General features: G+C 72.2%; 17 protein-coding genes. 7 read left to right on the top strand and 10 right to left on the bottom strand.

The genetic code is table 11. The features are described from left to right. The first annotated feature begins 406 nt into the window (after positions 1 to 406). Both AB0K28_RS29100 and AB0K28_RS29095 read left to right on the top strand, forming a co-directional pair. The gene (locus tag AB0K28_RS29100) at positions 407 to 1,582 is read left to right on the top strand and encodes a histidine kinase (protein WP_364376248.1); all 1,176 of its coding nucleotides are present in this window, start codon (positions 407 to 409) and stop codon (positions 1,580 to 1,582) included. Positions 1,583 to 1,603: 21 nt separating this feature from the next. After that, the gene (locus tag AB0K28_RS29095; RefSeq protein ID WP_364376246.1) at positions 1,604 to 2,233 is read left to right on the top strand and encodes a response regulator transcription factor; all 630 of its coding nucleotides are present in this window, start codon (positions 1,604 to 1,606) and stop codon (positions 2,231 to 2,233) included. 109 nt (positions 2,234 to 2,342) lie between these two features. On the opposite strand, the gene AB0K28_RS29090 is transcribed toward AB0K28_RS29095, so the two are convergent. Continuing rightward, positions 2,343 to 3,689, bottom strand: a complete 1,347-nt coding sequence (locus AB0K28_RS29090) for a GAF domain-containing SpoIIE family protein phosphatase (protein WP_364376243.1) — start codon at positions 3,687 to 3,689, stop codon at positions 2,343 to 2,345. A 173-nt stretch (positions 3,690 to 3,862) separates the two neighbouring features. Continuing rightward, on the bottom strand, positions 3,863 to 4,873 hold the full coding sequence (locus tag AB0K28_RS29085) for a LacI family DNA-binding transcriptional regulator (RefSeq protein ID WP_364376240.1): 1,011 nt from the start codon (positions 4,871 to 4,873) through the stop codon (positions 3,863 to 3,865). Positions 4,874 to 5,104: 231 nt separating this feature from the next. Here AB0K28_RS29085 and AB0K28_RS29080 point away from each other — a divergent pair, with 231 nt between their 5' ends. Together AB0K28_RS29080 and AB0K28_RS29075 are read left to right on the top strand one after the other, a co-directional pair. Then, on the top strand, positions 5,105 to 7,426 hold the full coding sequence (locus tag AB0K28_RS29080; protein WP_364376237.1) for a glycoside hydrolase family 3 N-terminal domain-containing protein: 2,322 nt from the start codon (positions 5,105 to 5,107) through the stop codon (positions 7,424 to 7,426). Between the two features lie 11 nt (positions 7,427 to 7,437). Beyond that, positions 7,438 to 9,450: a beta-galactosidase gene (locus tag AB0K28_RS29075; RefSeq protein ID WP_364376386.1), complete on the top strand. Its 2,013-nt coding sequence runs from the start codon at positions 7,438 to 7,440 to the stop codon at positions 9,448 to 9,450. On the opposite strand, the gene AB0K28_RS29070 is transcribed toward AB0K28_RS29075, so the two are convergent. The 4 genes from AB0K28_RS29070 to AB0K28_RS29055 form a co-directional block, all read right to left on the bottom strand. Next, positions 9,447 to 10,334 (bottom strand): TIGR02569 family protein, encoded by an 888-nt coding sequence (locus tag AB0K28_RS29070; protein WP_364376234.1) that lies wholly within the window; start codon positions 10,332 to 10,334, stop codon positions 9,447 to 9,449. The two genes, AB0K28_RS29075 and AB0K28_RS29070, sit on opposite strands and share 4 nt — an antisense overlap. After that, on the bottom strand, positions 10,331 to 11,281 hold the full coding sequence (gene add / locus AB0K28_RS29065; protein ID WP_364376231.1) for an adenosine deaminase: 951 nt from the start codon (positions 11,279 to 11,281) through the stop codon (positions 10,331 to 10,333). Before add ends, AB0K28_RS29070 begins: the two co-directional genes overlap by 4 nt. Before the next feature lie 53 nt (positions 11,282 to 11,334). After that, positions 11,335 to 12,102 (bottom strand): class I SAM-dependent methyltransferase, encoded by a 768-nt coding sequence (locus AB0K28_RS29060; RefSeq protein WP_364376229.1) that lies wholly within the window; start codon positions 12,100 to 12,102, stop codon positions 11,335 to 11,337. Between the two features lie 120 nt (positions 12,103 to 12,222). Continuing rightward, positions 12,223 to 13,191: an RNA polymerase sigma factor gene (locus tag AB0K28_RS29055; RefSeq protein WP_364376226.1), complete on the bottom strand. Its 969-nt coding sequence runs from the start codon at positions 13,189 to 13,191 to the stop codon at positions 12,223 to 12,225. Positions 13,192 to 13,321: 130 nt separating this feature from the next. On the opposite strand from AB0K28_RS29055, the gene AB0K28_RS29050 reads away from it, so the two are divergent. After that, complete coding sequence (locus tag AB0K28_RS29050; RefSeq protein WP_364376223.1) at positions 13,322 to 13,960, top strand: TetR/AcrR family transcriptional regulator; 639 nt, start codon at positions 13,322 to 13,324, stop codon at positions 13,958 to 13,960. A 62-nt stretch (positions 13,961 to 14,022) separates the two neighbouring features. Here AB0K28_RS29050 and AB0K28_RS29045 read toward each other — a convergent pair whose 3' ends face one another. The 3 genes from AB0K28_RS29045 to AB0K28_RS29035 all read right to left on the bottom strand — a co-directional run bounded on the left by AB0K28_RS29045 (position 14,023) and on the right by AB0K28_RS29035 (position 16,994). Next, positions 14,023 to 14,346 carry a hypothetical protein gene (locus AB0K28_RS29045; protein WP_345403895.1) on the bottom strand — a complete coding sequence of 108 codons (324 nt, stop codon included), beginning with the start codon at positions 14,344 to 14,346 and terminating at the stop codon, positions 14,023 to 14,025. 103 nt (positions 14,347 to 14,449) lie between these two features. Beyond that, positions 14,450 to 15,919: a wax ester/triacylglycerol synthase family O-acyltransferase gene (locus AB0K28_RS29040; protein ID WP_364376220.1), complete on the bottom strand. Its 1,470-nt coding sequence runs from the start codon at positions 15,917 to 15,919 to the stop codon at positions 14,450 to 14,452. Between the two features lie 25 nt (positions 15,920 to 15,944). Beyond that, positions 15,945 to 16,994: a winged helix DNA-binding domain-containing protein gene (locus AB0K28_RS29035; RefSeq protein WP_364376217.1), complete on the bottom strand. Its 1,050-nt coding sequence runs from the start codon at positions 16,992 to 16,994 to the stop codon at positions 15,945 to 15,947. Between the two features lie 9 nt (positions 16,995 to 17,003). On the opposite strand from AB0K28_RS29035, the gene AB0K28_RS29030 reads away from it, so the two are divergent. Next, a complete protein-coding gene (locus AB0K28_RS29030; RefSeq protein WP_364376214.1) occupies positions 17,004 to 18,182 on the top strand; it encodes a cysteine desulfurase-like protein in 1,179 nt (392 codons plus the stop codon). A gap of 7 nt (positions 18,183 to 18,189) precedes the next feature. Here the strand turns inward: AB0K28_RS29030 and AB0K28_RS29025 are convergent, their stop codons facing one another. Next, entirely contained in the window at positions 18,190 to 18,738 is a 549-nt protein-coding gene (locus AB0K28_RS29025) for a hypothetical protein (RefSeq protein WP_364376211.1), read from the bottom strand. Between the two features lie 319 nt (positions 18,739 to 19,057). Between AB0K28_RS29025 and AB0K28_RS29020 the strand changes: the two genes are divergently transcribed. Next, positions 19,058 to 19,636 carry a helix-turn-helix transcriptional regulator gene (locus AB0K28_RS29020; protein WP_364376208.1) on the top strand — a complete coding sequence of 193 codons (579 nt, stop codon included), beginning with the start codon at positions 19,058 to 19,060 and terminating at the stop codon, positions 19,634 to 19,636.

Here is a 19,636-nt window from a genome sequence, read left to right as displayed (position 1 = left end):
CGGCGACCGCCCGGTTGCACCGACCCCCGCTCCGGACGAGCGTCACGGCGTGGCGGCCCCGTCCTCGGACGAACCGCGTCGCATCCCAGGTGCGCCCTCGGACGAACCGCGTCGTGTGCCAGGTGCGGCCTCAAATGAGCCCCACGACATCCCAGGTCCGGCCTCAAATGAGCCCCACGACATCCCAGGTCCGGCCTCGAACGCGCCGCACGACATCCCAGGTCCGGCCTCGAACGCGCCGCACGACATCCCGGATCCGGCCTCCAACGCGCCGCACCACGTTCCGGGGTCGGCCTCGGGTGAGCCGGGTCCGGGCTGGGAGCAGGCGTCAGGCGTGCCTGTTCCTCGGGACAGGCCGCGTCCCCTCCCCCACGGGCTGCCGGGTTCCTCTTCCGGTGAGCGGCCTGTGGAGTGGCTGGGGGTCGCGCTCTTCTACCTGTTCGCCTCGGCGCCGCTGCTGCTCCTCGTTCTGGTGCTCATCAGTGGCAGCCTCGGCCGGCCGGTGGCCGACGTGGGCATCCTGCTGACCGACATGGCCACGGGGGCGGTGGGCATCGCGTTGCTACCGTTGCGGCGCCGGTGGCCGTGGCAGGTCGCGACGGTGCTGGCGGCGGCGTCGGCGTTCTCGTTCGCGGCGAACGGGCCGGCGATCGCGGCGTTCACCTCGCTCGCCACGCATCGCCGGTGGCGGCAGGTGGTGCCGGTGGGTGTGGTGTTCTGGGTGTGCGTGGCGATCTCCACCCGGTGGAAGGGCGACTGGCGGCTGACGGCGGTCTACGCGGTCGTCTCGGGCACGATCCTGGCCGGGCTGACCGTGTTCGGGCTCTATCTGCGGGGGCGGCGGGAGCTCGAGGCGGAGCGGCGGGCGGCGGAGCTGCGCGGGCAGGCGCAGCGGGTGGAGCAGGCGAAGCTGGCCGAGCGGCTGAAGATCGCGCAGGAGATGCACGACGTCCTGGCGCACCGCATCTCCCTGCTGGCGATGCTGGCGGGCGGATTGGCGTACCGGAAGGATCTGACGCCCGAGCAGACGCGGGAGACGGCGCTGGCCATCCAGGAGAACGCCCACCAGTCCTTGACCGAGCTGCGCGCCGTGCTCGGCACGCTGCGGCGCGGCGACCTCACCGGCCAGGACGGACCGGCCGACCAGGACAGGCCGGCCGGGCAGGGCGGCACGGCGGAGGGCGGGCCCGCGCCGCCACAACCGACGCTGGCGCATCTCGGCGCGCTCTTCGCGGAGGTACGCGCCGCCGGTCAGCAGGTCGAAGTGGACGACAGCGTCACCGACAGGGAGCTGCTGCCGGCGCAGACGGGGCGGCACGCGTACCGGATCGTGCAGGAGGCCCTGACCAACGCGCGCAAGCACGCGCCCGGGAGCGTGGTGCGGGCCGAGATCGGCGGGCGGCCCGGTGACGGCCTGCGCATCCGGGTCAGCAACGCGGCGGTGCCCGGCAGGTCAGGGCCTGGCGGGCGGCTTGGGCTGGTAGGGCTGGCCGAGCGGACGCGGATGGCCGGAGGAAGGATCACTCATGACGTACGCGACGGGCGCTTCGTCCTCGACGCGACACTGCCGTGGGAGGCTTGAGCCGTGGTGAGAGTCGTGATCGTGGATGACGATCCCATGGTGCGTACGGGGCTGCGGCTCATCCTGGGCGGCGAGGCCGACCTCGACCTCGTGGGTGAAGCGGCCGACGGCAAGCAGGCCATGACGGTGATCCGCGACCTGCGGCCCGACGTCGTGCTGATGGATATCCGGATGCCTGAGCAGGATGGGCTGACCACCACCGAGCTGCTGCTGCGGCAGGCGTCGCCGCCCCGGATCCTGGTGCTGACCACGTTCGACGCCGACGACATGGTGCTGCGGGCGTTGCAGCTCGGCGCCAACGGGTTTCTGCTGAAGGACACGCCGCCGCCGAAGATGATCGAGGCGGTGCGTGCGGTGGCCAAGGGCGAGCCGGTGCTGTCGCCGACCGTGGCCCAGCAGGTGATCGCCGCCGCCACCGGCCGCTACGAGCCGCGCCGCCCCGCCGCCGCCCGCGAGCTGGCCGAGCTGACCGAACGCGAGCGAGAGGTCGCCGTCGAGGTGGCCAGGGGCAGCTCGAACGCGGAGATCGCCCGTGATCTGTCGGTGAGCGTGGCCACCGTCAAGGCCAACATCACCCGCATCTTCGCCAAGCTGGGCACTGACAACCGTGTCCACGTGGCCATGAAGGTCCGCGACGCCGGCCTCCTCTGACCGCCTGCAAGCTCTGGGGCAGGACGGGCCCCCGAGGTCCATAAGGCGTGCGGTGAATTGGGCTGTCAGTGAAGTGGGCTATGCGGGGGTGTGTGGGGGTTGGTGGCCCTTAGCGGGCTTTGGCTAGTAGGAGGGCTATGTCGTCGCGGTCGGTGCTGGGGCGTTGGGCGCGGACGATCATGTCGCAGATGCGGTCGATGCCCAGAGGCGGGCCGGTCAGGAGACCGCGGAGCTTGGCCAGGCCCTCGTCGATGTTCCACTCGCGGCCTTCCACCAGGCCGTCGGTGTAGAGGGCGAGGAGGCCGCCGGGCGGGAGGGCGAACGTGGCCAGGTCGAAGGTGTCGGTGCCGACGCCGAGCGGCGGGCCGGGGGTGACGGCGAGGATGTCGGCGGTGCCGTCGGGCTGGACGAGCATGGGCGGGAGGTGCCCGGCACTGGCGATCTCGACGGTGCCGGTGGTGCGGTCGTGGCGGGCGTACGCGCAGGTCGCGATCTGGTCGAGGTCGAGCTGCTGGGCTACCCGGTTGAGGCGGTAGAGCAGCTCGGCGGGGTCGAGGTCGAGGCTGGCGAGGGTCTGGGTGGCGGTACGGAGCTGGCCCATGGTGGCGGCGGCGCGTACGCCGTGGCCCATGACGTCCCCGACGACGAGGGCGGTGCGGTCGGCGGCGAGCGGGATGACGTCGAACCAGTCGCCGCCCACGCCGGCCAGGTCGCCGGCGGGCAGGTAGCGGTAGGCGACCTCCAGGCCGGGCGGGGCGTTGAGCCCGGTGGGCAGCAGGCTGCTCTGCAGGGTGAGGGCGGTGCGGCGTTCCCTGGCGTACAGGCGGGCGTTGTCGATGCAGATGGCGGTGCGCGCGGCCAGCTCCTCGACCAGTGCCACGTCACCGTCCTGGAAAGGCTCGCTGCACGGCTGCCGCACGAGGACGAAGAAGCCGAGCACGTTGCCGCGCGCCAGCAGCGGGGCGACGAGGAACGAGCAGCCGGCCAGCGACCTGGCGATGACGTCGCGGCCGAACGCCTTGGCGATCTCGTCGGCGACGCTCTCGTCGAGGCGGGGCACGAGGACGGTCCTGGCGGTCGCCATGGCCTGGCCCTGCGGGAGGAACGGCGGGTAGACGGCGACCTCGTCCACGGGGAAGGCGGTGTCCCAGTCCCACGGGTTGTCGACGGCTACGGCCGTGGCGACGCGGCGGACCAGGGCAGAGCCGTCGGTGGGGCGTACGGGGAACTCGCCTTCGGTGATGAGGCGTTCCTGCACCATGATGCCGCCGGTGTCGGCGCAGCGGGGCACGGCCACGTCGAGCACTTCACGGCAGGTCTGTGCCAGGTCGAGGGTGCTGCCGATGCGGGTGCTGGCGTCGTTGAGGAACGCCAGGCGTTCCTGGGAGCCGGCGGCGGCGTCCAGGCGTAAGCCGGCGCGCGTGCGCGGATCTTTGATCAGGAACCCCGATGTCACCGACGTAGGCCCTCCGTGTGATGTGGATCACTTCCCTGCCGGTTCGATCAGGATAAAGGGTGATCTGCGGATTGCCTACTGACATGGGGTTTCGGGCATGACGACGCCCCGCCGACGGGCGGGACGAATCAGCTCGCAGCGGAGCCGGGGGACGACTCACGCAGAGGGTCGAGTCAGGTTGCCAGGGGGGCGGTGCTGCGGCGGATGATCAGGTTCGTGGCCAGTTCGATGCGGGTGCCCGAAGGGCCCCTTGGGTGGGTGAGCTCCTCGTGGACGAGGCGGACGGCCTCGTTCGCCATGTCGTCGAGCGGCTGACGGACGGTCGTGAGCGGCGGTGAGAGCATCTCGCACAGGGTCGAGTCGTCGAAGCCGACCACGGACAGGCCGTCGGGCACGCGCAGGCCGCGCTCCGTGGCGGCCTGGTAGACGCCGGCCGCCTGGAGGTCGTTGCCGGCGAAGACGGCGGTGGGCGGGTCGTCGCGGTCGAGCAGTTCGCCGCCGAGGCTCTTGCCGCCGTGGACCATGAAGTCGCCGTAGCGGGTGAGCGTGGGGTCGGGTTCGATGCCGAAGGTGCGGTGGGCGGCGAGGTAGCCCTCGTACCGGTCGAGCGTGCACTGCGTGTCGAGTGGCCCGCCGATGAAGCCGATCCTGGTGTGCCCGAGCTCCAGCAGGTGGGTGGTGGCCATGACGCCGCCCAGCCAGTTGGTGGCGCCGACGGTGGACAGGCGCGGGTCGCGCTGGCCGACGGGGTCGAGCAGGACGAGCGGCACGTGCAGCAGCTCTTCGATGGCGGCGATCTCGCGCTGGTCGGCCCGCGAGAGCACGAGCACGATGCCGTCGGTGTTGCGCTTGCGCACCATGCCGATCCAGCGGCGCAGGTCGAAGTCGGCGCGGTAGGAGGAGGTGACGACGAGGGAGAAGCCCCAGCGGGCGGCGGCCTGCTCGGCGCCGCTGATGAGCACCTGCGCCCAGGGCGAGCCGAGGCCGTCGATGAGCAGGTCGATGACGCCGACGCGGGGCTTGGTCGGCGGGCGCGGCGCCTCGTAGCCGGAGGCTCTGACCGCTTCGAGCACCTTGTCCCTGGTGGCGGCGGAGACGTGTTTCTTGCCGCTGAGCACTTTGGAGACCGTCGGTACGGACACTCCGGCGGCCGCGGCGACGTCGGCCAGCGTGGCTCGAGGCACAGGACCTCCCGTTTGCCGTGGCGCCGCCGTTGGGCGGCACCGGCGAAGTTACAAACTTTCGGAAAACCGCCGGACCCGAGGCGGCCCGCTGACCAGGCGAGATTCCGCCATGTGAGCGGGTTATTGACAGGGCCGCGAGCCGGACCCTACCGTAACAGCTCGGCAATGTCACGAGAGTTTTTCGGTAACTTGCCCAGAAAATTTCCGCCGCTAGGGAAGTCGCGAGGGGTCATGCCAGCACTTGTTGATCCGCCGGAGCCGGAGATCGCCCGCGAGCGGGCGCGGCGGGTCGAGGAACTACTCGCCGGCATGTCACTGCGGGAGAAACTCGCGCAGCTCGTCGGCGTGTGGCTGAACGTCAACAGGAAGAAGGGCGTGGTCGCGCCGCTGCAGGACTCGATGCAGGGCGAGGACCTCGGGTTCGAGGAGTTCGCCCGCGACGGCGTCGGCCACATCACCCGCCACTTCGGCACCACGCCGGTCGAGCCGGAGGCCGCGCGCAAGACGCTGGCCGAGCGGCAGCGGTGGCTGCGCGCGAACACCCGGCTCGGCATTCCGGCGATCGCGCACGAGGAGTGCCTCACGGGCCTTGCGGCGTGGCGGGCCACGACCTATCCGGCGCCGCCGGCGTGGGGCGCGTCCTTCCACCCGGAGCTGGTGGAGGAGATGGGCCGGGCCATTGGGTCCGGCATGCGGTCGCTCGGCGTGCACCAGGGGCTGGCCCCCGTCCTCGACGTGATCCGCGACCAGCGCTGGGGGCGGGTCGAGGAGTGCGTGTCGGAGGACCCGTACGAGGTGGCCACGGTGTGCGCGGCGTACGTACGCGGGCTGCAGTCGGCCGGCGTGATCGCCACGCTCAAGCACTTCGTCGGCTACTCCAACTCCCGCGCCGGCCGCAACCTGGCTCCTGTGCACGCGGGCGCCCGCGAGGTGGCCGACACGCTGCTGTTCCCGTTCGAGGTCGCGGTACGCGACGCCGGCGCCGGCTCGGTGATGAACTCCTACGCCGAGATCGACGGCATCCCGATCGCCGCCGACGACCACTACCTGACCGGCGTGCTGCGCGACACGTGGGGCTTCGACGGCACGGTGGTGGCCGACTACTTCGCGGTCGCGTTCCTGCACACCCTGCACGCCGTGGCCGAGGACGCCGGTGACGCCGCCGCGCAGGCGCTGACCGCGGGCATCGACATCGAGCTGCCGACCGGGGTGACGTACCTGGACCCGCTGCAGGAGGCGGTGACGGCGGGCCGCGTCGACGAGGCGCTGGTCGATCGGGCGCTGCGGCGAGTGCTGCGGCAGAAGGCCGAGCTCGGCCTGCTGGACGACGACTACGACCCGGAGCCGCAGGGCGAGGTGGACCTCGACGACCCGGTCTCGCGGGACGTCGCGCGCCGCCTGGCCGAGGAGTCGGTGGTGCTGCTGACCAACGACGGCGTGCTGCCGCTGGGCGACGCCGCGGGCCGCAAGGTCGCGGTCGTCGGGCCGAACGCGGACGAGGTGGCGGCGCTGTTCGGCTGCTACTCGTTCGTCAACCACGTGCTGCCGCACTTCCCCGACGCCGAGACCGGCATCAACGCGCCGACCCTGCTGGAGGCGCTGCGCGAGGAGCTGCCGCAGGCGCACATCGCGACCGAGCGCGGCACGGGGGTGGACGACGGCGATCGCTCGGGGATCGCCGCCGCCGCCCGCCTGGCCGCCGAGTCGGACGTCGCGATCGTCGTGCTGGGCGACCGTTCAGGTCTGTTCGGGCGGGGCACCTCGGGCGAGGGCTGCGACGTGGAGTCGCTCGACCTGCCGGGCGCGCAGCAGGAGCTGGCCGACGCGGTGCTCGCGACCGGCACGCCGACCGTGGTGGTGCTGATGACCGGCCGCGCGTACGCGGTGCCGGGCATCGTCGAGCGTGCCGCGGCCGTCGTGCAGGCGTACTTCCCCGGTCAGGAGGGCGCGGGCGCGCTCGCGCGGGTGCTCAGCGGCGCGGTCAACCCGTCCGGGCGGCTGCCGATGAGCCTGCCGCGCGGCACGGCCGGCCAGCCGTACAGCTATCTGCATCCCAAGCTCGGCGGGGCGGGCTCGGTGAGCAATCTCGACCCGGCGCCGGTGCTGCCGTTCGGCCACGGGCTGAGCTACACGAGCTTCGGCTACTCCGCCTTCACCGCCGACGGCGAGGTGCCGGCCGGTGAGGAGATCCGCTGCGCGGTGACGGTGACCAACACCGGTGACCGCGCCGGCGCCGACGTCGTGCAGGTGTACGCCTCCGACCGGATCGCCTCGGTCACCCGGCCGCTGGCCCAGCTCGTCGGCTACGCCCGGGTCGAGCTGGCGCCGGGGCAGTCGGCGCGGGTGGAGTTCGCGGTGCCGGCCCGGCTGCTGTCGTTCACCGGCCGCGACGGGCGGCGCGTGGTCGAGCCGGGCGAGGTCGGCCTGTCCGTCCGCCGCTCGGTCACCGACGTGGTGGAGGAGCGCACGGTGCTGCTGACCGGCCCGGTCCACGCGTGCACCGGCGACGAGCCGCGGCTGACCACCGTCGCCGTGATGGCCGAGGAGCGCTGAGCGTGGACCGCATGGAGGCGTTCAGGCGGCGCGTCGGCGGTTTCGCCTTCGGCGGCGACTACAACCCCGAGCAGTGGGACCGCACGGTGTGGAAGGAGGACGTCCGGCTCATGCGGCAGGCCGGCGTCAACACCGTCAGCCTGGGCGTCTTCGCGTGGGCGTCGCTGGAGCCCGAGCCGGGCAGGTACGACTTCGGCTGGCTCGACGAGGTCATGGACCTCCTGCACGACAACGGCATCAGCGTCAACCTGGCCACGCCCACGGCGGCGCCGCCCGTCTGGCTCACCAACCTGCACCCCGAGGTGTTCCCGATCAGGGAGGACGGCCAGCCGTTCGGCTTCGGCAACCGGCTGCACTACGACCCTTCGTCGCCGGTCTACCGCGAGTACGCCGCGCGGATCACGACCAAGCTGGCCGAGCGCTACTCCTTCCACCCGGCGCTGGCGATGTGGCACATCAGCAACGAGTACGGGCCCACGTCGTACGGCGAGGCCGCCTCGGTGAACTTCCGCCACTGGCTGCGCCGCAAGTACGGCTCCCTCGACGCGCTCAACGAGGCGTGGACCACCCGCTTCTGGGGCCAGGTCTACACCGACTGGGAGCAGGTCGACGTGCCGCACATCCCCCGTACGTGGATGAACCCCACCCGCCGTCTCGACTTCAAGCGCTTCACCTCCGACGCGCTGCTGGAGTGCTACATCGCCGAGCGGGACATCGTGCGCTCCTTCCGCGACGACATCCCGGTCATGACGAACTTCATGCGCTTCTTCCGCCACGCCGACTACTGGAAGTGGGCGCGGGAGGAGGACGCCGCGGCGCTCGACATCTACCCCAACCCGGCCGAGGCGGATTCGCACGTGTCGGCGGCGTTCAACTACGACCTGTTCCGCTCGCTCAAGGGCGGGCAGCCGTGGATGCTGATGGAGCAGGCGGCCAGCGCGGTCAGCCAGTGGAAGCTCAACATCGTCAAGGAGCCTGGACGCATGCGGCTCGGCTCGCTGCAGGCCGTCTCGCGGGCCGCCGACTCGGTGATGTACTTCCAGTGGCGGGCCGCCAGGGGCGGGCAGGAGCGCTTCCACTCGGCGATGCTGCCCCACTCCGGCCCTGAGTCGCGCACGTTCAAGGAGGTCACCGACCTCGGGCGGGAGATGAAGCTGCTCGCGCCCGTGGCCGGCACCCGCTCCTCGGCGGACATCGCGATCCTGTTCGACTGGGACGGCTGGTGGGGCCTTGAGGAGGTCTTCGGCCTGCCGCGCAACGACTGGAGCTACACCGAGACGGTGATGCGGCACTACACGCCGCTGTGGGAGCGGCACCACGCGGTGGACGTGGTGTCGGCGTCGTCCTCGCTGGACGGGTACAAGGTGCTGGTGGTGCCGAACGCGTACCTGATCGACGACGCGGGCGCGGCCCGCATCGAGGCGTTCGCGCGCGACGGCGGCACCGTCATCATGTCGTTCTTCTCCGGGGTCGTGGACGCCGACAACCGGGTCAGGCCGGACGGCTACCCGGGCGCGTTCCGGCGGCTCATCGGCGCGAAGATCGACGAGTACTGGCCGGCGCGGCCGGACGAGTCGTTCACCGTCGCGTTCGCCGACGGCCGGCGGGCCACCTCTACCTGGTGGCGCGACGACCTGCACCTGGAGAGCGGCACTGCGCTGGCCACGTACGCCGACGGGCTGCTCGCGGGGCGGGCGGCCGTGGTCGAGAACCGGTTCGGGGCCGGGCGGGTGGTCTACTTCGCGACGCTGCTGGAGCAGGAGGCGTTCGACGAGACGGTGGCGCGGGTCGTCGCCGAGTCGGGGGTGCGCTCCCGCTTCGAGGGTGTGCCCGCGCACGTGGAGTGCTCGGTACGCGGTGACGCCTCGCACGAGTACGTGTTCCTGCTCAACCACAGCGCCGAGTCGGGCGTGTCCGTGCCTGTGGGAGGGGAGGGCACGGATCTGCTGACCGGGCGGCCGGTGTCCGGCGAGGTGTCCCTTGACCCGCTGGGCGCGGCGGTCGTCCAGCTCGCCCGCGGCTAGGACCGCCGGGCGTAGGTGACGGCGAGGTCCACGACCGGGTGGTAGGCGGCCACCCGGTCCTGGGTCCAGCCGTCCTCGCCCAGGGTGAGGTCGTCGGTGACGATGCGGTAGATCAGCGCCCTGACCAGGAGCTGTCCCCACTGCGGCAGGTGGGCCCAGCGGGCGGCCAGGCCGGGGGTGGCGCCGTACCAGCACAGGGCGTCGGCGACCGCGACGGCCGACGCCCAGGCGGCGGGCCGCCAGTAGACCGGCCAGTCGATGATCGCGGGTGGCAGAGCGGGGGCGAACAGCACGTTGCCCGGCAGGTCGCCGTGCACCGCCTGGGACGGCAGCCCGACCGGGCGGCGGGCGCGGACGAGCGGCGCGAGCAGGGCGGCCGCGTCCGAGGTCACCGGCCGTTCCCCCCACGCCACCCGGTCCCCGTGCGCCCAGGGGTCGTCGCGTACGTCGAGGAAGTCGGGCCTCGGCAGGTGCGCGATCGCCGCGTGGAACGCCGCGCCGGCCCGCAGCACGTCGTCCTGCCTGCGCACGTCCGGCTCCCCCGCCACCAGCCGCGCCGCCTCCCACCCGTCCACCACCCAGCCGCCGCCCGCCCGGACGGGGCGGGCGAGCCGGAACTCCGGCGGCTCGGGCAGGGACGCCAGCACCTCGGCCCGCCAGAGCGTCTCCGGCAGGAACGTGACCCGCTTGAGCACCACGGGCCCCGCCCGCCACGCTCCGCCCAGCCACACCGGCTCCCCCGCCCCGCCGAACGCGGCCACCACCTCGCCGGACGGCACCTCCCCACTCTCCGGAGGGGCCGCGCCCTGAGGCGAGGGGTCGGGGCCGGTGGGGGCCGAGGTGTCGTGGTCGCTGGGGGCCGAGGTGTCGTGGTCGCTGGTCATGCGGGCTGCTCCAGCCAGGCGTCGACGCCGGCCCGGAGGGCCGACTTGAGGGGGCCGGGGGCGAAGGAGGCGTCGATGCCGGCGCGGGCCAGGGCGGCGAGGTCGGCGTCGGTGAAGCCGTGGACGTCGCGCAGGCGGGCGTACTCGTCGGCCAGCGCCGTCTCCCCGTCCGTGTTGACGGTGACGGCGAGCCCGGCGGCGCGCAGCCGGGGCAGCGGGTGGTCGGCCAGCGACGGCACGAGCCCGAGCAGCACGTTGGAGGTGGGGCACACCTCCAGCGGGATGCCGCGCTCGCGTACCTCCGCCACCAGCAGGTCGTCGTCGAGCACCCGGATGCCGTGCCCGAGCCGCTCGGCATGTCCCACGTCGAGCGCCTCACGGATGCTGGCCGCCCCCGCCGACTCCCCCGCGTGGTGCACGAGGTGCAGCCCCGCCTGCCTGGCCTCGTCCAGCACGCCGGCGAACGGGGCGAGCGGGTGGCTCTCGTCGCCGGCCAGCCCGATGCCGATCACCTCGTCGTGCCGCAGGGCCAGCTCGTACGTCCGCCGCAGCCGCTCGACCGGCCGCCGCCTGGAGTGGTCGAGCAGCACCCGGCATTCGATGCCGTAACGGGCCCGCCCTTCGGCCAGCCCGTCGAGCACGGCCTGCAACGGCATCTCGGGCTGCCCCACCCGCTCGCCGTGGGCGGCGGCGGTGAACGTCACTTCGGCGTAGCGGGTGCCCTGGGCGGCCTCGTCGGCGCAGAACTCCAGCGCGACCCGGCGGAAGTGATCGGCCGTGCGGAGCAGCCCCCGCACCTGGGCCCGCTGGTCGGCGAACTCCCTGAAGGTGCGGAACACCCCCTCAGGCGCGGGCTCACCACCCAGCTCGCGCACGGTCTCGGGACGGACGGTGCTCTCGAGGTGCACGTGCAGGTGGGCCTTGGGCAGGGCGCGAAGATCTCTCACGTGCCCCCACGATAGACAGGCGCGGGCACCGGCCGCACCGCATTATCGCCAGGTCAGACGGCCAGTCGCTTGGTCAGGCGCATCTTCGACTGCTTGTGCGGCGAGCGTTCCCAGTCCTCCATGAACGTGGCGGTGAAGCCGTAGGAGGCGGCCAGGGCGGCCAGCGTCTCGGTGCGGTAGTAGAAGTCCTCGCGCAGCACGTGGTGCTCCTTGCCCTCGGTGCGGTCGAAGGTGAAGTCGAACCATCCGCCCGGCTTCATCACCCGTCCCACGTGGGCGAAGCACTCCTCGATGACGTGCAGCGGCGAGTGCGAGAACACGCTGTGGGCGTGCACCACGTCGAAGTGCGCGTCGGGCAGGAACGCGAAGCGCAGGTCGCGTACGGGGGTCAGGTGGGGCAGCTTGTCGGCCAGCCCGTGCCGGACGAGGGTGTCCTGGGCGGCCATGAGGATGTCGGGCGAGATGTCGATGCCGTAGTAGTTGCCGGTGTGCAGGTAGTCGATGAACAGGTGGCCGGCCCGCAGGTTGCCGCAGCCGATCTCCAGCATCCGGCACTCGGGCTTGAGCCCGTGCTCGACGAGGTAGTCGAACTGCATGCGGCCGAGCGCCAGCCAGCGCTTGTGGGTGTGGGAGCCTACGGCGCCCTCGGGATCGCGGGCGGTGTCGGAGCGCATGACGGCCCGGTAGTAGGCGACGTGGTCCCGCGTACGCAGCCTGAACCACGTGTCGCGGGCCAATCGCCGCAGATGGGGCACGACCTTGTGCGGATGCTTGATCGCGTACGTCGCCTGGTGGACGAGGCTCGAACGGGAGCGTTTCACGCCTTGGAATCTAGGCCGACGGCCCCTGCCCTCATAGGGCTGTGGCGACACTCTTGATGAGCCTTTGGCGCAGCCTTTCTCCGCGGCCTGGCCGTGTGGACCTGACCGTGTGGCGGCGGCTCAGCTCAGGTAGTCGCGCAGGGCCAGGGAGCGGGACGGGTGGCGGAGCTTCGACATGGTCTTGGCCTCGATCTGGCGGATGCGCTCGCGGGTGACGCCGTAGACGCGGCCGATCTCGTCGAGCGTCATCGGCTTGCCGTCGTTGAGGCCGTAGCGCATGCTGATCACCCCGGCCTCGCGCTCGGAGAGCTGGTCGAGCAGGGCGCGCAGCTGCTGCTGGAGCAGCGTGAACGAGACCGCGTCGGCCGGCGAGACGGCCTCGGTGTCCTCGATGAGGTCGCCGAACTCGCTGTCGCCCTCCTCGCCGAGCGGCGTGTGCAGGGAGATGGGCTCGCGGCCGTAGCCCTGGATCTCGATGACGCGGTCGACCTCGAGCTCGCACTCCTGGGCGATCTCCTCGGGCGTGGGCTCGCGGCCGAGGTCGCTCTGCAGGCGGCGCTGCACCCGCGCGACCTTGTTGATCAGCTCGACCATGTGGACGGGGATGCGGATCGTGCGGGCCTGGTCGGCCATCGCCCGGGTGATCGCCTGCTTGATCCACCACGTGGCGTACGTGGAGAACTTGAAGCCCAGCCGGTAGTCGAACTTCTCGATCGTCCTGATCAGGCCCAGGTTGCCCTCCTGGATGAGGTCGAGGAAGAGCATGCCGCGGCCGGTGTAGCGCTTGGCGATGGAGACCACCAGGCGCAGGTTGGCCTCCAGCATGCGCTGCTTGGCCCGCGTGCCGTCCTCGGCGATCCACTCCAGGTCGGCCCGCAGGTCGTCGGGCAGGCCCGGTTCGGTGTCGAGCCGTTCCCTGGCGAACAGCCCGGCCTCGATCCGCTTGGCCAGCTCGATCTCCTGCTCGGCGGTGAGCAGCGGCACGCGGCCGATCTCCTTGAGATAGGCCTTGACCGAGTCGGCGCCGACGGTGGTGACACCCTCGGCGGTGCTGTCGTCGAGTTCGAGAACCTCTGCTGCTTGGGACAAAACCTTCTCCTCGCTCACGTGCGGCACGAACGGCGTCCTAAACTTAGGTCGCGCCTAACTTTAGGCTTCCTCGATAGAAGAGTCAACCTAAAATAAGGTCGAACCTAAGTTTTTGTGTAAGACTGGAGCTATGAGCATCGACACCTTGGGCTTGAGGGAACAGAAGAAGCGAGAGACCAGGCAGGCCATCTCTGACCACGCTACCCAACTGTTCCTGCAACGTGGCTTCGACCGCACGACGATCGCCGACATCGCGGCCGCCGCACGAGTCGCGAAGATGACCGTGACCAACTACTTCCCCCGTAAGGAGGACCTGGCACTCGACCACCACGAGGAGTTCGTGGCGGGGCCGGCCGCGACCCTCGCCCGCCGGCCCGAGGGTGAGTCCGCGCTGGCGGCGATGCGGCGGGAGTACATGGCCGCGCTCGAGCGCCACGACCCGGTGATCGGCTTCACCGGGCCCGCGTTCGCCCGCATGATCGCTGAGAGCCCGACCCTGGTCGCTCGCCTGCGCGAGCTGCACGACCTGAGGGAGGAGGCCCTGGCCGAGCGCCTCACCGCCGAGACGCCTGACGACCCGATCGGCGCGCGCGCGATAGCGGCCCAGCTCGCCGCCGCCGACCGCCTGCTCTTCCGCGAGCTGCAGTCCCGCATGCTGACCGCCCCGGACGGCGACCCCCTCGACAGCATCGCCGCCGAACTCGCAGAGATGGCCCACCGCGTCTTCGACCTCCTGGAACCCTCGCTCGGCACCGCGGCCATCCGCTGACCGCCCCGCGCACGGCGGTGTGGTGGGGGCCTGAGGACGGGGGCTGCTCGGGCAGCGGCCGGTCAGCCGGCCAGCTCTTCGCCGTAGGCGGCGGCCTCGCCGAGGAGGTGGCGCCAGGTCTCCTCGTCGGGCTGGGCGAGGCCGACCCACTCGCGCATGCGGCGGCCGCCCATGCGCATCTCCTCGGCCGTGCCGTCCTCGACCAGGGCGGCCGCCCGCGGAGCCGGGAGCTTGACCACCACCCGCCCTCGCGATCTGGCGTAGAAGGCGTAGACGCGTCCCCTCACCTGCAGCCCCTCCGAGTTGAACATGCGCCCCATCCGCACCCCCGGCCGGGCGAGGTGTTCGGAGACGAGGTCCTCGTAGAGCTCCTCGGCGGTGGCCATGCGATCTCCCCTTCGTATGGGCGCCGGCCGGCCCCCGGCCGTGTGCACGCCGAGGTCCAAGATTTCACATGCCACCGACAAAAGCCCGCGCGGGCCGGGGCTTTCAGTGCGGCAGGCCGGACTCGGCCGCGCGCAGCTCCCGCAGGGCCGCGCGCAGGTCGGTGACCAGCTCCCAGGCGTCGGGCACCATCTCCCTGTCGGTGACGACGCCGACGTCCAGCGAGCCGTCGTAGGAGAAGGCGGTGATGTTGACGCCGCCGCTGACGTCGGTGATCACCGAGACGGGGTAGTGGGCGAGCAGCCGGACGCCGCACACGTACAGGGGGAACTGGGGTCCCGGCACGTTGGAGACGATCAGGTTGATCGGCGGCGCGGCCTGTCCGACCAGGTCGAACGCCGAGCGTGAGGCCAGCCCCATGAGCGCGGCCGGCATCGACTCGCTGAACTCGCGCAGCCACCGCGCCGACGCCGGCGCGAAGCGGTCCTTGATGCGCCGCATGGAGTGCCGTACGTGGTACAGCCGCTCCACCGGGTCGGCGAGGTGCACGGCCAGCGGCGCGGTCATGATGGCCACCTGGTTGCCCGCCTCCCCGCCGCCTTCGCCGCCGCCTTCGCCGCCGCCTTCCCCGCGTCCCTCCTCTGCTCGCACCGAGAACGGCACCCCGGCCACCAGCGGCCGGCCCGGCACTCCGCCGTGGGCGGCCAGCCACCGGCGCAGCGCCCCCGCGCACACGGACATGACGACGTCGTTGACCGTGACCCCGAACGCCTTGCGCACCTGCTTGATCTCATCGAGCGGCAGCGAGACGAACGCGAAGCGGCGGTGCGCGGAGACGGGACCGCTGAACGGCGTGCGTGGCGGGGGCAGCGCAGGCAGATCGGGCGCATGGCCCGCACCGGCCAGGCGGCGGGCGACGGCGGAGACGGCGCCCGCGCCGGGCAACTGGGACAGGACGGGGATCTCGTCGAGGTGCGGGACGGCCTGGGCGGCGAAGCGTACGGCGTGGGCGGGGTTGGCGGCCAGGCGGGCCAGGCCGCGCGCCACCATCTCGGCGGTGCCGGGCGGCGGTGCGTCGTGCTCGGGCTCGTCGCGGGGCGGCGGCGCCGGCTCGGGGCCGACGTCGAGCAGGGCGGCCAGCACATCGGCGCCGCCGATGCCGTCCACCGCCGCGTGGTGGATCTTGGTGTAGAGGGCCGTGCGGCCGCCGGGCAGGCCGTGGATCAGGTAGATCTCCCACAGCGGGCGGTTCCTGTCGAGGCGGCGGGGGTGCAGGCGGGCGACCTGCTCGGCGAGCTGCCGGTCGTCGCCGGGCGGGGGCAGCCCGATCTCGCGTACGTGGTAGTCGAGGTCGAGCTCGTCCTCCTGCCGCCAGTACGGGTGGTCGAGCCCGAACGGCACGGCGGCGAGCCTGCGCCGCAGGGCGGGCACGTACGGCAGCCGCCGTTCGAGCAGATCCTGCAGGTCGGCGCGGTGCAGGTGGCCGTCGAGCACGGCGAGCCCGGCGATGTTGGCGACGTTGGTGGCGGTCTCGAAGTGGAGGAACTGCGCGTCCAGTGCGGAAAGCTGCGGCATCGTCACACCTCCGCCCCGAACGCAATCACTGTGCGCCGGTCACTTCAAGAGCGGTCGTCGTCGCGTCCGGCTCGGCGAAGGCCAGCAGCCGGAGCCCCTCCTCCTCCACCTGCCCCAGGTCGGTGGCGACGAACGGGCTGATGAGCAGCTTGGCCTTCTTGCCCGAGCGTTTGATCTGCCAGGTGCCAGCGGCGAACCCGTCCACCAGGTAGACGGCCTTGATGCGCAGGTTCTTGGTGGCCACCAAGCCCTTGTGCTCGTCGGCGAGCACGCGCCTGCGGTCGGCGTGGCCGAGGAGCAGGGTGTCGAAGTCGGGCAGGAAGCGTACGGGGGCGGGCACGTCGCCGCCCGGCCTGGGCGCGCCGGGCAGGTCGTACAGCTCGCGGCCGGTGTCGTCGGCCAGCCGTTCCAGCTCCATGCCGGACATGACCTCGCGGATGCCGCGCAGCCCGCTCCAGGTCGCGACGTCGGCGGGGGTGGCGGGGCCGAAGCCGGCCAGGTAGCGCTCGACCAGGGCGGGCACGCTTGCGGGCGCCGGCTCGATGCCGGGCAGCCCGAACGCGGCGTCGCGGGGGAAGCTCCAGCGGTCGTCGGTGGGCTCCATGATGAGCGGGGTGAGCATGCGGACGACATAGCCGAGCGCGCGGTCGTACCCGCCGGGGAACTCCTCCAGCAGCTTCGGCCGCAGCTCGTTGAAGGTCATCGGCCCGCCGGCGAGCAGCCGTTCGGCGGCGGCGACGACCGCGCCGGTGTCGATGCCGTCGAAGCGGCGCGCGGCGGCGGCCAGCACGGGCTCGGCGACCGGACGGAACGCGGCGAAGTCGGCGGCCGTCACCAGGTGCAGCGTGGCCCGCCACATGGTGGCCCGCACCAGCGTGCGGGCGTGCAGCGCCGCGTGCAGGTCGTCGCGCTCGAACCCGGCGAGCCTGCTCCACACCCCGAGGTACGGCGGGCGCGGCTCCTGCGCCTGGAGGCCCACCAGCCGGTGCACGACGTCGGCCACGGCACCCTCGTGACGGGACAAAAGATGCTGGCGAGCCAGGGTGGCACGGTTGAGGTCGCGCAGGCTGAGCATCTACATATCATGCCCTTCCCCATCAAAGAGGTACGCGCCGCGTACCCCGCTCTCTCCGACGGTCACGCCTATCTCGACGGCGCCGCCGGCACTCAGGTCCCTCAGCCCGTGATCGACGCCATCGCCACCGCCTACCGGACGGGGATCGGCAACGTGGGCGGCACGTTCCCGGCCAGTCACCGCTCCGACGCGATCGTGGCCGCCTGCCGCGCCGCCGTCGCCGACCTGGTGGGCGGCCGGCCGGACGGCGTCATCCTCGGCCCCAACATGACGACGCTCACCTACCGCCTGTCCAGGGCGATCGCGGGGCCGGGCGACGAGGTGGTGGTCTCGCGGCTCGACCACGACGCCAACGTACGGCCGTGGACGCAGACCGGCGCCACCGTACGGTGGGCCGAGGTCGATCCGGTCACCGGGGAGCTGCCGGTCGAGCAGTACGCCGGCCTGATCAACGAGCGGACCAGGGTGGTCGCGGTCAGCGCGGCGAGCAACATCCTCGGCACCCGTCCCGACGTGGCCGCCATCGCCGAGCTGGCGCACCGGGCCGGGGCCCTGATGTACGTGGACGGCGTGCACGCCACCCCGCACGGACCGGTGGACATGGGGGCGATGGGCGCCGACTTCTACGCGACGAGCGCGTACAAGTGGGGCGGGCCGCACATCGGCGCGGTCGTCGCCGATCCCGGGCTGCTGGAGACACTGCGTCCTGACAAGCTGACGCCCTCGCCCGACACGGTGCCGCAGCGGTTCGAGACGGGCACGGCGGCCTTCGCCGACCTGGACGGCGTGACGGCCGCCGTGGACCACCTGGCCGCGATGGTGCCCGGCGCCGGCACCCGCCGCGAACGCCTGCTCGCCTCCATGGCCGCGGCCGAGGAGCACGAGCTGGGGCTGTTCGCCGAGCTGGTGGCCGAGCTGGAGTCGATGCCGCACGTGACGCTGTACGGCAAGCCCGCCCGGCGCACCGCGACGGCCTACTTCAACGTGGCCGGGCACGAGCCGCGCCGGGTCGCCGAGCACCTGGCGAAGCTGGGGGTCAACGTGTGGAGCGGGCACAGTTACGCCTGGGAGCTGACCGGGGCGCTGGGCATCCGCGACTCGGGCGGCGCGGTGCGGGCGGGCCTGGTGCACTACAACGACCGTACGGACGTGGAACGCCTCCTCGACGGCCTGACCCGCCTCCGCTGACCGGTGCTCAGCCCTTGTGGCGGTCCAGGAACGTGACGACGCGGTCGAGGACCGCGGGGCCGTGCGGGCTGCCGAACAGGGCGGAGGCGTGCAGGCTCTCCCCCGGGATGACCATGGTCTCGTTGGCGGCCGCCTTCGTGGCGGCGGCCTGGGCGGCGGCGAGGTCGTCCGCGCCGCCGTAGCCGTCGTTCTCCGAGCCGATCTGCAGGAGCGGGACGGTCAGCCGGGCGGCCAGCTCCGGCTTGATCTGCCCGGACAGCGCCACCACCCCCGCCGCCCTCGAACCGAGCTTCAGCGCGGCGGGGACGGCGGTGGTGGCGCCGATCGAGCCGCCGACGAGGAACACCCGCTCGACGCCCTTCTCCTTGGCCAGCCTGCGGGCGAGGGCGATCGTGGTGTCCTCGGGCAGCATGGTCGAGTCCCTGACGTACAGCAGGACGCGGTAGCCGGCCGCGACCAGCCGGTCGGACAGCGAGCGCCAGCTGCAGACGGTGCCGCGCCGCTCGTACGTGATGACCACGCCGACTGGGCCGTCGCCGGCGATCACGGCGGGCATGTCGTGGGCGTGCTTGATGATCTTCCCGTCCGCCTCGGTGAAGCACCCCGAGACGTTGGGCCCGGAGGGGACCGGCGACGCGCTCGTGACGGCACCGGCCGAAGGGCCCGGTGAAGCTGACGGTGAAGCTGACGGTGGAGCTGACGGTGAAGCAGACGGTGCCGCGCCGGTGCCGACCGCGCCCCCGCAGGCCGTCAGCACCAGCACCAGCACCCCTAAGACCGCCGATGAACCCGTCCACCTGCGCATGGCCGCCTCCTCCCGTCAAACTATGTCAAAACTGACATAGAAGCAACGGCACCTTATCCTTGGTCGGACCATGACCTCAACGACCTCGCCGGCCTCGACGCCCTCGACGCCCTCGACGCTCGGCTTCGCCATCCTCGCCGTGCTCGCCCGGGGCAACCGCACGGGATACGACCTCGCCGCCGCCATGCGCAGGCCGGTCGGCTACTTCTGGACGGCCCGCCACAGCCAGATCCACGCCGAACTGCAGAAGCTCAGGGCCGCCGAGCTCGTCGCGTACGAGTCGGAGCACGGGCCGGGCCCGCAGGACAAGAAGGTCTACCACCTGACGCCCGAGGGCCGACGGGCGCTGCGCGAGTGGGTCACCGAGCCGCCGCGCGAGCGGCCCGAGCGTGACGAGCTGGTGCTGAAGGCGTACGCGTCGTGGCTGGCCGAGCCGGGGATGGTGCGGCGGATGTTCGCCGAGCAGCTGGCCGCGCACGAGGAGCGGCTGGCCGAGTACGAGCGCCACGAGGCCTCCTTCGGCGGCCCGCCCGCCCTCGGCGACCCGCGCTTCGGCAACTACGCGACCCTGCTGTGCGGCCTCGGCTACGAACGGCACCGCATCGAGTGGTGCCGCTGGATGCTCTCCCGCCTCGGCGAAGACGCGTGA

Source organism: Nonomuraea sp. NPDC049504 (assembly GCF_040676845.1).
Classification (GTDB): Bacteria; Actinomycetota; Actinomycetes; order Streptosporangiales; family Streptosporangiaceae; genus Nonomuraea; species Nonomuraea salmonea.
Note: the sequence above shows the minus strand (reverse complement) of the source record. Positions and strands in the feature narration are given on the sequence as shown.